13 protein-coding genes are annotated in these 13,757 nt (G+C 72.9%); 5 read left to right on the top strand and 8 right to left on the bottom strand.

Going from position 1 to position 13,757, the window contains the following annotated elements; translation table 11 throughout:
* The first annotated feature begins 299 nt into the window (after window positions 1-299).
* The gene (locus IEY99_RS32010) at window positions 300-845 is read left to right on the top strand and encodes a hypothetical protein (protein WP_189207851.1); all 546 of its coding nucleotides are present in this window, start codon (window positions 300-302) and stop codon (window positions 843-845) included.
* 10 nt (window positions 846-855) lie between these two features.
* On the opposite strand, the gene IEY99_RS32005 is transcribed toward IEY99_RS32010, so the two are convergent.
* From IEY99_RS32005 to IEY99_RS31995, 3 genes are all read right to left on the bottom strand, one after another.
* Complete coding sequence (locus IEY99_RS32005) at window positions 856-2,346, bottom strand: ANTAR domain-containing protein (protein ID WP_189207850.1); 1,491 nt, start codon at window positions 2,344-2,346, stop codon at window positions 856-858.
* On the bottom strand, window positions 2,333-2,710 hold the full coding sequence (locus tag IEY99_RS32000; protein ID WP_505661155.1) for an STAS domain-containing protein: 378 nt from the start codon (window positions 2,708-2,710) through the stop codon (window positions 2,333-2,335). Before IEY99_RS32000 ends, IEY99_RS32005 begins: the two co-directional genes overlap by 14 nt.
* Before the next feature lie 181 nt (window positions 2,711-2,891).
* Complete coding sequence (locus IEY99_RS31995; RefSeq protein WP_189207848.1) at window positions 2,892-4,217, bottom strand: TolB family protein; 1,326 nt, start codon at window positions 4,215-4,217, stop codon at window positions 2,892-2,894.
* Window positions 4,218-4,677: 460 nt separating this feature from the next.
* On the opposite strand from IEY99_RS31995, the gene IEY99_RS31990 reads away from it, so the two are divergent.
* Both IEY99_RS31990 and IEY99_RS31985 read left to right on the top strand, forming a co-directional pair.
* Complete coding sequence (locus IEY99_RS31990) at window positions 4,678-5,091, top strand: SSI family serine proteinase inhibitor (RefSeq protein WP_189207847.1); 414 nt, start codon at window positions 4,678-4,680, stop codon at window positions 5,089-5,091.
* Between the two features lie 66 nt (window positions 5,092-5,157).
* Complete coding sequence (locus IEY99_RS31985) at window positions 5,158-5,580, top strand: protealysin inhibitor emfourin (RefSeq protein ID WP_189207846.1); 423 nt, start codon at window positions 5,158-5,160, stop codon at window positions 5,578-5,580.
* Window positions 5,581-5,677: 97 nt separating this feature from the next.
* Here IEY99_RS31985 and secD read toward each other — a convergent pair whose 3' ends face one another.
* The 5 genes from secD to IEY99_RS31960 all read right to left on the bottom strand — a co-directional run bounded on the left by secD (window position 5,678) and on the right by IEY99_RS31960 (window position 11,048).
* Window positions 5,678-7,975, bottom strand: coding sequence for a protein translocase subunit SecD (secD, locus tag IEY99_RS31980; protein ID WP_189207845.1), 2,298 nt, complete (start codon window positions 7,973-7,975; stop codon window positions 5,678-5,680).
* A gap of 77 nt (window positions 7,976-8,052) precedes the next feature.
* The gene (locus IEY99_RS31975; protein WP_189207844.1) at window positions 8,053-8,418 is read right to left on the bottom strand and encodes a hypothetical protein; all 366 of its coding nucleotides are present in this window, start codon (window positions 8,416-8,418) and stop codon (window positions 8,053-8,055) included.
* 57 nt (window positions 8,419-8,475) lie between these two features.
* Window positions 8,476-9,144: a response regulator transcription factor gene (locus IEY99_RS31970; protein ID WP_229799449.1), complete on the bottom strand. Its 669-nt coding sequence runs from the start codon at window positions 9,142-9,144 to the stop codon at window positions 8,476-8,478.
* Window positions 9,141-10,409, bottom strand: a complete 1,269-nt coding sequence (locus IEY99_RS31965; protein WP_189207842.1) for a sensor histidine kinase — start codon at window positions 10,407-10,409, stop codon at window positions 9,141-9,143. Before IEY99_RS31965 ends, IEY99_RS31970 begins: the two co-directional genes overlap by 4 nt.
* Before the next feature lie 51 nt (window positions 10,410-10,460).
* Window positions 10,461-11,048, bottom strand: a complete 588-nt coding sequence (locus tag IEY99_RS31960) for a class I SAM-dependent methyltransferase (protein WP_229799448.1) — start codon at window positions 11,046-11,048, stop codon at window positions 10,461-10,463.
* Between the two features lie 382 nt (window positions 11,049-11,430).
* On the opposite strand from IEY99_RS31960, the gene IEY99_RS31955 reads away from it, so the two are divergent.
* Together IEY99_RS31955 and IEY99_RS31950 are read left to right on the top strand one after the other, a co-directional pair.
* A complete protein-coding gene (locus tag IEY99_RS31955) occupies window positions 11,431-12,465 on the top strand; it encodes an alpha/beta hydrolase (RefSeq protein ID WP_189207840.1) in 1,035 nt (344 codons plus the stop codon).
* Complete coding sequence (locus IEY99_RS31950) at window positions 12,462-13,598, top strand: acyltransferase family protein (RefSeq protein ID WP_189207839.1); 1,137 nt, start codon at window positions 12,462-12,464, stop codon at window positions 13,596-13,598. Before IEY99_RS31955 ends, IEY99_RS31950 begins: the two co-directional genes overlap by 4 nt.
* The last annotated feature ends 159 nt before the right edge of the window (window positions 13,599-13,757 follow it).

The raw sequence follows: 13,757 nt of genomic DNA, 5'->3' as shown, positions 1-13,757 counted from the left end.
GGCCTCACTTCCGGCGGCCGCAAACGTCTGCTGTATCGGCGTACGCCTGCGGTCGCTGAGCCGGGCGCCGGCGCACGGACGACTCGATCCCGAACGGCAACCGGCGCGCACCTCGGCGGGTACCTCACGGTCAGCGCCGCACCACGCCGGTGGAGTCACCCTCCGGCGGTCCGTTCCGCACAGCGACGCGCGCATGCCGCGTCGCGGGAATGCCCGGGTTGGCCCTGGCCGATCCTGATCAAGCAGGGCCGTCCCCGGATGACGGGAGTAAGCGGCGCAGCACGGGGTACGCGGCGCACATGCTGAGAAGAGCCATGTGGCAAGGGCTGGTCGCGGGGCTGGCCGGGGCAGTGGCCATGACCGTGGCGGAGAAGCTCGAACAGCGGGTCACCGGGAGACCGGACTCGTACGTGCCGGCTCGGGTGCTGGCCCGGCTGACCGGCCTGCGGGAGCGACCGGATCACCGGGACCGGCGGCTGAATCTGACCATGCACTACGGACAGGCGGCCGCCCTCGGCGTGGTACGCGGTGTCATGGCGCGGGCCGGGCTGCGCGGTCCCTGGGCCTCGGGCATGTTCACGGTGGTGCGCCTGACCGCCGACCAGATCCTGGAGAACGCCACCGGGGTGGGCGCTCCGCCGCAGACCTGGCCGCGGGGCGAGCTCGCGGTCGACGTCCTGCACAAGGCCGTCTACGGATTCGCCACCGGTGCGGTCGCCGACGCCCTCGCCGCACGCGACGGGGCCGGCCCGGGGCAGCGCCACGCCAGGCTCCGGCCCGGACGCGAATCCGGCGTCGGTCCCGTACCCCGTCCGGGCGTGTTCGCCGCCGCGCGACCACACTGACGGCGCAGCCCTACGTCGGCATCTCTCCGGTCTCCGCCAGGTGCTGGGCGACGTCGGCGAGTTTGCGGTTGAGCTGTTGAGAGACGCGACGCAACTGGTCGAACGCTTCGCCGGCGGACAAGTGCTGGCGTCCCATCAGGATCCCCTTGGCCTGCCCGATGATGTCGCGGGTGCTCAGTGCTCGGTGCAACGCGGCTTCACGGCGGCCGACCTCGTCCTGGCGCTGTGCGGCGGCGACGGCAACCGCGAGGTAGGCCGCGAGGATGGAGCCGAAGTCGTGGTCGTCGTCGCCGAACGCATCGGGTGCCGCCGCGTAGAGGGTGAAGGCACCGAGCGCCGACCAGTGCGCCGGCCGCTGGACGTACAGGCCGTAGGACAGAGCGCTGCTCATGCCCAGCTGGGCCGCGGTGGCGGCCAGCACCGGCCAGCGGCGCGCGGCCGGCAGGTCGGGAACGTAGACGGGATCCTCGCCGTACATCGCCTCCGGGGCCGGGCCGATGCCGGTCGCGAACTGGACGTCGTCGAGCTCGGCGGCGTCCGCGTCGCTGGTCACGGTACGCACGACGCGCCCGTGCCGGACCAGCGTGACGCTGGCGCAGTCGCATCCGGCCACGGCCGCCACGGTGAGCTTGAGCACCTGGGCGAGCGCGGTGGGCAAGTCGTCGTTGTCGAACAACTGCCGGGCCAGTGGGGCGAAACTGGCCAGCAGCATCGGCCCGTACGCCTGCGGGCCCCACTCCGCGGCGGCCCGGTCCCGGTCGTGCGCGGCGGCGCGCCGATCGGCCGCGGCACGCACGCGCTGGCGTTCACCGGCGGCCCGTGCCTGCGCGTCGTCCGTGGGACCTCCGCCGGCGTCGAGCCGTGCCGGCCGCGGCCGGTGGCCGGCCGGGTCGAGCCGGTTCGAGCGCCGTTCCCGGTCCAGCAATCCGCGTTCGCGCTCGTCGGCCAGCCGCTCGCGCAGCCCGGCGGTCTCCTCGCGCCGGTCCGCCACCGCGTCGCGTTCGGTGGCCTGAACGTCGCGTTCCGCGGCGACGAAGTCACGCCGATCGGCCGACCATGCGCATTCCTCGGTATCGGCGGCCGGTCCCGCGCTGCGAGCAGTTGCGCCCCGTTCGGCGCGCGCCGCGCGAAGGGCGGCGCGCGCCTGCGCCCGGGCGGCGGCCTGCCGCGTCCGCTCCAGCTCCGCCTCCGCCCGCTGCACCGCGGCCTCGGCCCGGCGCACCGCCGCCTGAGTCGCCGCCGCCTCGGCGGCGTCGTCCGTCTCGCCGATCGTCGCGGCGCGCATCGCCCGGTCGGAGTCCTGCCGCTCCAGCTCCCGTTCCAGACGATCGGCCAGGCGCTCCCGCTCGTCGGCCAGCGACTCGCGCTCGTCCGCCAGCCGCTCCCGCTCGTCAGCGAGCCGCTCGCGCTCGTCAGCGCCGGCCTGCCACAGGTCGGCTCGCCGCCTGCGTTCCTGCGGCGACGTGTCGCGCGATGCCGCCCGCCCGTCAGCCTCGCTCACGCGTACCCCTCACACCTTCGCGTGGCTCTGTCCGGCGCGCCGGTCTCGGCTTGAACCCGAGTATGTCGAATACCGTCTCCGGTATACCGTGCAGCCCGTCGACCTGCAATTCTCGGCCGCGCCTCGTCGCAGCGTCCCAGAATTCCATGATCACGCGGGCACCGCGGGCATCGATGAAATACAGGCAGGACAGGTTCAGCACGATCGTGGCGGCCGTGCTGGATTCGGCGACGCTCGTCAACCGCCGGCCCAGTTCCGCTGCCGTGTCCCGATCGAGCTCACCCGCCAGCCAGATCACGTCAGCGTCGCCGACGTGACTCTGTGACCAGCAGAGGTGCCCCGGATCCGACCTTGGGGAACGCACACCATCAGGGATTTCGGGCACCAGCCATCTCCTCGCGAAGCAATGGCTGGGTCATCAACCTCCCCCATTCTGATCCCGGCCCGGGTCCCCCGCAAGCACCGAGGCCGTGCAGCGCCGCAGGCCGGACGTAGCCCGTCGGCGGCCGGGCCCGGCCGGGAGGTCCCGGCCCGGCCGCCTGGGCTCAGTCGCGCAGGGTACGGAGGAACACGTCCCGGGCGAGGTTCGTGTCGCCGAAGACGAGGTTGGACGCCGTCGAGTCGAAGACGACGCGGGTGCCGAAGGCGCTGATCGACGGGTTGTCGCTGGAGCCGTCGGCCTGATCGCCGAAGCCGGACACATTGACCCGGGTCGTGGTGCCGGCCACCAGGTCGCGCACGAACACGTCCCCCTGGGTGTTGGTGTCGCCGTCGACGAGGTTGCGCGCGTACGAAAGGAACGCCACGTGACGACCGTCCGAGCTGATCACCGGCTGGATGCTGTCCAGGTCGCCCGGCGTGCCCGAGCCGGACACGCTCACCCGGGTCGTGGTCCGGGCGGCCAGGTCGCGGACGAACACGTCCTGCCGGCCGTTGGTGTCACCCTCGACCAGGTCCGGCGCCCAGGACGAGAACGCCACGTAGCGCCCGTCGGCGCTCATCGACGGATGCACGCTGTGCAGGGTGCCCTCCGAGCCTCTCCGGTGGACGCTGACCAGCGTGGTGGTGCCGGTCTCCAGGTCCCGCAGGTACACGTCCGCCGAGAGACTCATGTCGGCGTGGGAGGTCAGCGCCTCGAACGGGATGTAGCGGCCACCGGTGACGGGCGCGAGCCAGCCGTCGAGGTCGCCGTGCGCCCTGTCGGTGGGGACGTTCGCGCGCCGGCCGTCGGCGGTCACGTTGATCCGGACCGTGGTGCCGGCGACCAGGTCACGGACGAACACGTTCTCCTGGTCGCCCTCGGTGCCGTCGGCGAGCGGCAGGGCCGACTGGAAGGTCACGTGGCGGCCGTCGGCGCTGATCCGGGACAGGGTGGCACTGTCGCGGGTGCCCTGCGCCCCGGACGGCGCCAGGCTGACCCGGGTGGTGGTGCCGGCGATCAGGTCGCGGACGAAGACGTCACGCTTGCCGTTGGTGTCGCCGTCGACCAGGTTGGCGGCGTCCGACGCGAAGCTGACGTACCGGCCGTCGGCGCTGATCGACGGCGCGTGGCTGCGCCGGTCGGCCTGGGCTCCCCCGCCGGACACGCTGACCCGGGTCGTGGTGCCGGCGACCAGGTCGCGGACGAACACGTCGTCCACGCGGTTGGTGTCGCCCGGGACGAGGTTCGCCGCCGCCGAGACGAAGACGACGTGGCGGCCGTCGGCACCGAGCGCCGCCGCGCGGGCACCGCCCGGCCGGGAGCCGTCGTACGACCCGTTGACCCGGACGATGTCGTGGGTACCCGCGGCATGCGCGGGAATCGTCAGGCACGTCAGCGCAACCCCTGCCGACAACGCCCCCGCGGCGCAAGCGAATGCACGTGGCCTCATGGCGGATTCTCCTCGGTGTCTCGGTGGATGTCGGGCGCACACTAGCGGCGGGTCTTTCGGTGTCCTTTCGGTCCGCGGGGAGGGTCGCGCCGGGTCGCCAGGCCGGGCCGGGCCGGACCTCGGCGGGCGGCGGGCGGCACGCGGCGACGCCACCCCCGGGCCGGTGGCCACCGCGGGCACCGTCGCAGCAATCTGCGAAAAGTGAGCTAAGGCACGCCGTCGACCTCTTTTTAAGGCCTTTTGAACTTCCGCCGGTCAACGCGGGTGCACCGGTACCCGCATTGTTGAACGCCGGGTTAAAAGGTCGATTGTGAAGTGATCGAGTTGACGGTTCCGGGGCCGGGAATTACGGTGGGGGCGAATCCACACGAGACGAATGTCCACTCGCAGCAACGATCCGGCGTGCGTCCTCCACAAGAGAGACCGCCGACATTCGTCTTACTTCCCACAAGGAGGAGACATGATTCCCCTGCACCACGCCGGCCTGCTGGCCGCGTCGGTGTCCACGACCGCTGCCCTGCTGGCCGCCGGCTCACCGGCCGCCGCCGCCCCGACGCCACCGCCGTCCGGCAGCGCCCTCGTCCTCGCCGTCGTCCCGGCCACGCAGAGCACCGTCCCGCCGCGCATCACGAGCCTGCAGTGCAGCCCGGACGGCGGCGCCCACCCCGCCGCGGCCGCCGCCTGCGCCGACCTGCGCGCGGTGGACGGCGACCTGACGGCGCTCACCGCCCACGGTGGCATCTGCACCCAGGAATACCAGCCGGTCACCGCATTCGCGGCCGGCTCCTGGCAGGGACGGCCGGTCACCTATCGAAAGACGTTCTCGAACCATTGCATTCTGCTCGACGCCACCGGCGACGTGTTCGACTTCTGAGGACCGACTTCCACTGTGATTCACGGGGTCCAGACCATTTTCACGTCAGACAGAAGGATGATTTCGATGAACCGCACGACCACTGCGATTATTCGCGCCTTTGCCATTGTTGCCACCGCCGTCGTGGCGATGATCGCGGCCAACCCGGCGGCTGCCGTCACCGTCCCCGCAACCGAGTCGATCACCGTGACGCGCAGCGGCGGTTTCGCCGGACGCACCGAGACCTTCGCGGTCGACCAGACCAACCAGGACCGCCAGGCGCAGCGGGCGCTCGACCTGGCCGCGCAGCCTCAGTTCCGTCGCCTGGCCCCGGAGTACCTGCCGGAGAACCCCTGCTGTGACCGCTTCACCTACCACGTGCTGGCCCAGTACAGCGGCGGCGCCCAGAAGACCGTCGTCACGATGGACGACGTCGAGAACACCCCGCCGGTGCTCATGCAGGTCATCGACATGGTCGTCGCGAGCGGCACCCCGGCGTCGGTTCAGTGACTCCCGCACCTGATTGCGGCACGGTTGCGGTAGCACCGCACACCGGCGATGAGCCGGACCGCCCGCCCCGGCAGGACGCCGGGGCGGGCGGCGGCGCTCAGGAGGGCCCCGGTGTCGCGAGATCCGTTCGGGTCCGGGACGCGCGCCTGGCGTGCCGGGCGACGAGACCACCGCGCCCCGACTCGAACACGACGGCCAGCGGGGTGGCAAGGAACACCGACGAGTACGTGCCGACACCGATGCCGACGAGCAGCGCCACGGCGAAGTCCACGAGCGAGTCCCCGCCCAGCACGGCCAGCGCGGTGAGGATGAAGATCGCGCCGAGACCGGTGTTCACCGTACGCGGCACGGTCTGCAGGCAGCCGGTGTTGGCCAGCCGGGCGAACGGAGTCCGGCGGTTGTCCTCGGCCCTGACCAGCTCCCGGATGCGGTCGAAGGTGACGACCGAATCGTTGACCGAGTATCCGATCACGGTGAGCAGGGCGGCGAGGAAGACACCGTCGACCGGCCTGCCCAGCCAGGCGAACACACCCAGCAGCACGACCACGTCGTGGAACATCGCCAGCACGGCCGCCGCGCCCCACTGCCAGCGGAACCGTACGGCGAGGTAGGCCAGCTGGACGGCGAGAGCCACGGCGAGCGCCACGAGGGCGTTGCGGCGGAGCTCGTCGCCGAGGGTGGGGCCGATCTTCTCGTCCCGCAGCCGGTGGATGTCACCGCCGCCTGCCTGGGTCAGCGCGGCGCGTACGCCCGCCTCGGTGGCTTCGTCGAAGCCGCCGGCACGGACGCTGACGGTGCCTTCCCCGGACGTGGTGACCACCGCCCGGGGAAGGCCGGCCGAGGTCACCGCCGCGCGGGCGTCGTCGGCCGGCACCGGTGTGGTCGTGGCGTACTCGACCAGCCGGCCCCCGGTGAACTCGATGCCCAGGTCCAGTCCCCGCAGCCCGATACCGGCCAGCGCCAGCACGGTGGCCACCACCGACACGCCCAGCCACAGACGCCGCCGCCCCATGACGTCGGGGTCGCGGGCCTCCAGCCGGCGCCGCACCCAGCCGATGCCGGCCAGGCCGCTCCAACCCGGCCGGCGTGCCAACCAGCGGGTGCCGGCCAGGGGCGACGCCAGCACCCGGGTGAGCACCAGCGCGGTGAACATCGACGCCACGACGCCGATGGACAGGGTGACGCCGAACCCGCGGACCGGGCCGGCGGCGAGGAAGAACAGCAGCCCAGCCGCGAGCAGGGTGGTGACGGTGGAGTCGGCGATCGCCGACCAGGCGTTCGCGAACCCGGACCGCAGGGCGGTACGCATGCTGCGCCGGGGCCCGCCCGCCGCGTACTCCTCCCGGGCCCGTTCGAAGATCAGCACATTCGCGTCGAGCGCCATGCCGATCGCGAGGACGAACCCGGCCAGGCCCGGCAGCGTCAGGGTGGCGCCGACGGCCAGCAGCGCCGCGTACGAGATGAGCCCGTAGCAGATCAGCACGACGGCGGCGATCCCGCCGACGAGCCGGTACACGGCGACGACGAACAGGATCGTGGCGATCATCCCGATGACGGCGGCCAGCGCCGAGGCGTCGATCGCCGCCTTGCCCAGGCTAGGGCCGACCGTACGCTGCTCGATGACGTCGACCGGGACCGGCAGGCCACCGGCGCGGACGAGCAGGGCCAGGTCCTTCGCCTCGGCCTCGGCGAACGACCCGGTGATCCGGGTACGGCCGCCGCTGATGCCGGCGTCGCAGAGTACGTCCTCGTTCACCTGCGGCGACGAGATGACCTCCCGGTCGAGCACGATCGCCACCCGGCGTGCCGGATCGCCGGCCGGTGCACAGGCGGCCGTACCGGTCAGTTTCCGCCACGCCTCACCGCCGTCGCCGCGGAAGTCGAGGTTGACCTGCCACTCCCCGATCTCACTGAGGACCGCGGCGGCGCCGTCGACCTGCTGCCCGGAGAGCGCGGCCGGTCCCAGCCGCAGTCGCTGCCCATCCTCCGACGCGACCACCATCTCCCCGGCGGTTTCCGGCGCCGGGGCCGACGGCTTGGGCTCCACCCCCCGCACCGGCCGGAAGGTGAGTTGAGCGGTACGGCCGATGACCCGTACCGCCTCGGCCGGTTCGGTCACGCCCGGCAGCTCGACGATGATGCGCCGCTCACCGGAGCGGGCCAGGGTCGGCTCGGACACGCCGAGCTCGTCGACGCGGCGGCGCAGCACTTCGAGTGCCTCGCCGGTGGTGGCGGCGTTCGCCCGGGCGAACTCGCCGTCACGGGTTTCGAGAACTATCTGGGTTCCACCGCGCAGGTCCAGCCCGAGCCGGGGCGGCCGGGTGGCCACGAGCCACCCCGACACCGCCAACACGACCACGGCCAGAACCGCGCGCACGACAATGGCGCGCGACATTTCGGATGCTCCTCAACGCAGAAAGGCCCGCGCGGCTGCCATCGGGCGCCACCGCGGGGTAAGACCGAAGGACACTGCTACGCCGGCAGGCGTGGCGGTGCCCGGCCTCTCATCGCGTGCAGGAGTGTCGAAGGCGTCGCGGCCGACGTCGCACCCGCGGCGGCCGGCCACCTGACCCGGCGCCGAGCACCGAGCAGGAAGGCGACGATCGAGGCGACGAACAGCACCAGCGCGCCGTGCAGAAGCTTGCCGGCCGGGCGAGCCTCCGGCAGCACCGGGGTGACCGAGTGCGGCACCGCGGCGACGGCCGCGGGACGCGGCAACTCGTCCGCCGGTGACCACCCGCCACGGCCCACGCCGAACAGGGCGATCCAGGCGGCACCGAGCACGAGCGTCAGCAGGGTGGCATGCCATGCCCGCCGTGCCTGCCGCTCCACCCCCACGCCCGGTCTCCTCTCCGGCCCGGAGCCTACCGCCCCGAGTCACGCACCGCGGTCACGCTACCGGCCGGGGACCACGAGTCCGGTCTCGTACGCCAGGACGGCGGCCTGGGTCCGGTCGCGCAGGTGCAGTTTCATCAGGATGCGGCTCACGTGGGTCTTCACGGTCTGCTCGGCGACGGTCAGGTGGACGGCGATCTCCGCGTTGGACATGCCCCGCGCCACCAGCCCGAGGACCTTGACCTCCTGGTTGGTCAGGGCGGCCAGGCGGCCGGAGGGTGACCCGGCCGGCGCCGAGCGGCGGGAGAAGTCGTCCATCAGCCGCTGCGTCACCGACGGTGCCAGCACGGCGCCGCCGGACACGGTGGTGCGGACGGCATCGGCGAGCTGGTGCGCCGACGAGTCCTTGAGCAGGAAGCCCTTCGCGCCGGCACGGATCGCCTCGTGCACGTACTCGTCCTCGTCGAAGGTGGTCAGCACCAGCACCTTGGTCCCGGGGGCGTGCGCCAGGATGCGCCGGGTCGCTTCGAGGCCGTCGAGTACCGGCATCCGCACGTCCATCAGGACGACGTCCGGGAGCAGCTCCCGCGCCTGCCGCACGGCCTCCTCCCCGTTCGAGGCCTCGCCGACGACCTCGATGTCCGGCTGCACGCCGAGCAGGACGGCGAAGCTCTCGCGCAGCATCCGCTGGTCGTCGACGACGAGCACCCGGACCGGCATCGTGCTCATCCTTCCGCCAGAGCCAGCGACATGACCACCTCGTACCATCCGTCGGGCCGGCGCCCGGCGCGCAGCCTCGCACCGAGGACCGCGGCGCGTTCCCGCATGCCGGTCAGGCCGTGGCCGGCGCCGGCCACCGCGGAGGGCCGGCGGGCGGCCGCCGGGGAGGGGCTGTTGGCGACTCGCAGGTGCAGCTCGGCCGGCCCGTACTCCACGTCGACCTCGACGTCGGCGCCGGGCGCGTGGCGGATCGCGTTGCTCAGCGCCTCCTGGACCACCCGGTAGGCGATCAGCTCGACCTGCCCCGGCAGGGTCCGCACGGCGCCCCGGACGCCGGTCCTCAGGGTCAGTCCGGCGCTGCGGCAGTTGTCGAACAGCTGGTCCAGGTCGGCCAGGGTCGGCTGCGGAGCGTACCGGTTCCCGTCGTCCTCGTCGGAGCGCAGCATGCCGAGGATCTGCCGCATCTCGGTCAGCGCCGCCAGCGCGTTGCGCCGGATCGAGGCGAAGCTCTCGGCGGCGGCCGGGTCGAGGTCACCTGCCCGGTAGGGCGCGGCCTCCGCCTGGACCGCGACCACCGACATGTGGTGGGCGACCACGTCGTGCAGTTCGCGGGCGATGCGGGCGCGTTCCTCCAGAGCCGTCCGCTGGAGGCGTTCCTGCTCGGTGAGACCGACCTGACGGCGTAGTTCCCGCCGGACGTCGCGCAGCCAGCGGGCGGTCGCGATGCCGGCGAGCCCGGCGGCGTAGAAGGCGCACAGGACCACGCCGTTGTCGAGCTGGGTCCGCCCGGGGAAGGTCACCTCCGCCGCGACGGCCACGGCGGCGGTGATCAACCACTGGGCGAGGTAGACCGCGGGCGGCGCCTGGCAGGCCACCACCAGTCCGACGCAGAGGTGGGCGATGATCCCGGCGGCGGTCCACGGCCAGAGCGCATCGTCCGCGACCGGCCCGGCGGACGCACCGATCATGATCAGGTACGGCAGCGCGGCGAGCAGCGAGAGCCACCACGCAGCGATCGGCCGGTAGATCACGAGAACGACCGGCGCGGCCTGGGCCACCGCCAGGGCGCCGATCACCGGTGCGCTCGCCGGCAGGGCTTCGGCGAGCGTGCCGCTGCCGAGTGCCGCCACGAGCAGCGCCACCAGCGACGCCCCGATGAGCCGCAGCCCGTGCCTCAACGTGGGGCGGCTCGGGGCGCCGATGCGCGCCGGGCGTGCCGACAGGGCGAACAGCTGACGGCCGGCCGCGCCCACGGCGGGCAAGGAAGGCGCCACCCGTACCTCCTGATCGATGTTGCCCTGCCATGTAAGCACCCGGCCGCGAGATCATGGCATCCGGAAGAACAGCATGGGATCGTCGCGGCCGTCGTGGACCGGCTCCAGCAGGCCGAGGCGCCGCTTCAGATCCTCGAGCTCCCGGTTGACCACCGCGGCGGCGCGGCGGGACGGCGTGAAGTATCCGGCGCCGTTGTCCGCGAGCCAGGACAGCACCACCCGTCCCTCGCTGATCGGCCAGGGCCGGCGACCGTGGAAGACGTCGTGGACGCTCACCGGGGTCCCGGCCCGGAGCGTCGGGAAGAGACCGCCGACGAACCAGCGGGCGAAGGAAGCGGTGTGCGCGGCGTCGATGAAGAGGTGGTCGATGCCGTGCCGGTGGCCGCGCAGCGTCTCCCGTACGTCACCCGGCACGAACGTCCACCGTCCTTCGGCGAGTCCGGCGGGCACGTGGTGGCGGGCGGTGTCGATCAGGTCGTGGGTGACGAGTGCGCCGGCCCGGTTGTCGCGCAGCGCCCGCAGGATCCAGGTGGTGGACCAACCGTGCAGCGACCCGATCTCCACCACGGTCGCCGGCCGTTCCTCCCGGATCAGCAGGTAGGTGATCTCCGCCTCGAGGTCGTCGAGCTGGGTTCTCATCTGCGGATGCGTGGTCCGCAGCTCGCGCTGTTCCTTCCGTACGATTCGCAGATCGTCCTGATATTTGCGGTACAGATGACAGACGTGCCGGAGCGTTATTTCCGCGCGCGACGATCGCGCGGCCGCCGATGAATGGGTCAACGCTACTCCTTTTCCGAATGGCTCGGTGACGAATCTAGACAGCGCCGGATCCATCGTCGTCACCCTCCGGTACGATCTCTGATCTTGCGCGTTTCACCTGCTCAGGCGAGACCAGGTCGACCCCGGGGGCGGCACCGTAGCTCTCCGGTACTACGGGTTCACACCCTCTGTGGAGGGACGACGCCGATCCGTCGCACGCCTACCTTCGTCCTCATCAGAAAAGGCCGGAGGAATTGATCCGATGATTGTGAAGCAGTTCATCGCCGCACTGCTCGCCATGACTCTGGGGGTGCCCGGCGCGTACCTTTTCGGGCCGGCCCTGCCGAGCCCGGCGCAGGTGCCCGCCGGACAGGCCGCGTGGCTGGCCGACCCGACGCGGCTGCCGGATCTGAGCGCCGCGCCGGCGGCCACGGTGGCCGCGTTCTTCGCCGGCTTGCCGCAGGGGCGGGCCGAAGAGCTGGCGGGCACCTTCCCGGACGTCGTCGGCAACCTCGACGGTGCGCCGGCCGAGCTGCGCTACGCGGCGAACCGCCGGCAGAGTCCGCGGTGGACCGGCCGGCAGATCCTCGCCCTGGACCTGCGCGGTGACGGCCGGATCGCCGAGGTGCTCGGCGACCTGCGCGACGCCACGCGGGTCACCGTCCTCGTGCCGGGCGTCGACGACACACTCGCCAACTTCGACACCGGCCACGGCGGCGTGCTCCGGCGCGCACCCGCCTGGCAGGGCCGCCAGCTCTATGCGCGGATGCGCGCCGACCAGCCGGGCGCGCGGGTCGCGGTCGTCGTCTGGCTGGGCTACGACCCACCCGAGGGGGTACGGCGGGAAGCGTTCCGGGAGGAACGGGCCACGGCCGGCGCGCGGGCACTGGACCGGTTCGTGGACGGGCTGGTCGTGGGCCGTCCGGGGCTCGCGGTCACGGTGGTGGGCCACAGCTACGGCTCCACGGTGGCGGGTGTCGCCGCTCACGGCCTGAACGAGCGGGTCACCGACATCGTGGCGATCGGCAGCCCCGGCATGGGCGCCGACAGCGCCGCGGACCTGCAGACGTCCGCGCGCATCTGGGCGGGCACCGCGCCCGGCGACTGGACCCGGCGGCTGCCGGGCGTACGCCTGCTCGGCGCCGGGCACGGCCGGCTCCCGATCGATCCGGCGTTCGGCGCGCTGCCGCTGCCGTGCGGCAACGTGGACGGTCACGACGGCTACTTCGAGCCCGGCTCGGCGGCGTTGCAGGCCATGGCGTCGATCGGCTCGGCCCCGGCGGGTGACCCACGGTGAGCACCGCAGCGGGGGCCGCCCGGATCGCCGCCGGCACACCGCTGGGCCGGGAACGGGTGGTCGACGGGCTTCGCGCGATCGCGATGCTCGGTGTCGTGGCCGGACACTGGCTCGTCACCGGCCTGACCGCCGGCCCCGCGGGGGATCTCCACCAGGCCAGCCCGCTCTCCGCCATGCCAGGCCTCACCCCGCTGACCTGGGCCCTGCAGACCCTCGGCCTGTTCTTCTTCGTTGCGGGCTATGCCGCGGCCCACGGCCTGGGGCGGGCCCGGCAGCGCGGCGGCTCGGCCGGGTCCTGGCTGGCCGGCCGGGCGCGCCGGCTGCTACCGCCGGTCGCCGTGTTCCTCGGCGTGTGGCTGCTGATCCTCACCGCGCTCCGGCACACCGCCGCCGACCCGTGGACCCTGCACACGCTCGGCACGCTCGCGGTCAGCCCGCTGTGGTTCGTACTGGTCCTCGCTCTGCTGCTCCCCCTCACGCCGCCCGCGCTCGGCGCCGTCGATCGGGTCGGCGCCGCGGCGGCCCTGCTTCCGCTCGGCGCGCTGACCGCGATGGACGCGCTGCGGTACCTGCTGTGGCCCGGGATGCCCGGCTGGCTCGGGTACCTGAACTGCGTGACCGCCTGGCTGGTGCCGTACACGCTCGGGGTGGCCGCGGCGCGGGGCCGGCTCGCCGGACCTCGCCGGGGCCGGGGCCTGCTGGTGGCCGGCGTGGCCGGCGGCGCGCTGCTGATCGCGGCGGGATACCCGGCGAGCCTGGTCGGCGTCCCGGGCGACGGCCGCTCGAACCTCGACCCGCCGTCGCTGCTCACGGCCGCGCTGTCGGCGGCGCAGATCGGCCTGGCCCTGCTCCTGTGGGCGCGCATGGACCGCGGGCTGCGCCATCCGGGCTGGTGGGCGGCCGTGGCCGGGCTCAACCTGCGGGTGATGACGATCTTCCTGTGGCACCAGAGCGCGTTGCTCGCGGTCGCCGTGCTCGGCCACGCCCTGGCAGGCGCTCGCACCGGCCTCGTCGGCCCGCCGGATTCGGCCGGCTGGATCGCCTACCGGCTGCTCTGGCTGCCTGTCGTCGCCGTCGCCCTGGCCGCCCTGTGCCTGCTGTTCCGGCGCGCCGAGTCGCGGGGCGGCGCATGAGCGGTCCCCGCGCCGAGGAAAATGGCAAGCCCTTCACATTCGACGAGTTCGGTTCGGAGGTTTACCATCGTCGACAGCCTGATCGAGAGAGGTCGATCATGCCTCGGCGGAATTGCACCGCCCGACGGCCACTCGCCCTTCATCGGCATGGCACCACTT

Source organism: Couchioplanes azureus (assembly GCF_014648355.1).
Taxonomy (GTDB): domain Bacteria; phylum Actinomycetota; class Actinomycetes; order Mycobacteriales; family Micromonosporaceae; genus Actinoplanes; species Actinoplanes azureus.
This window is presented reverse-complemented; position numbering and strand designations above follow the sequence as displayed.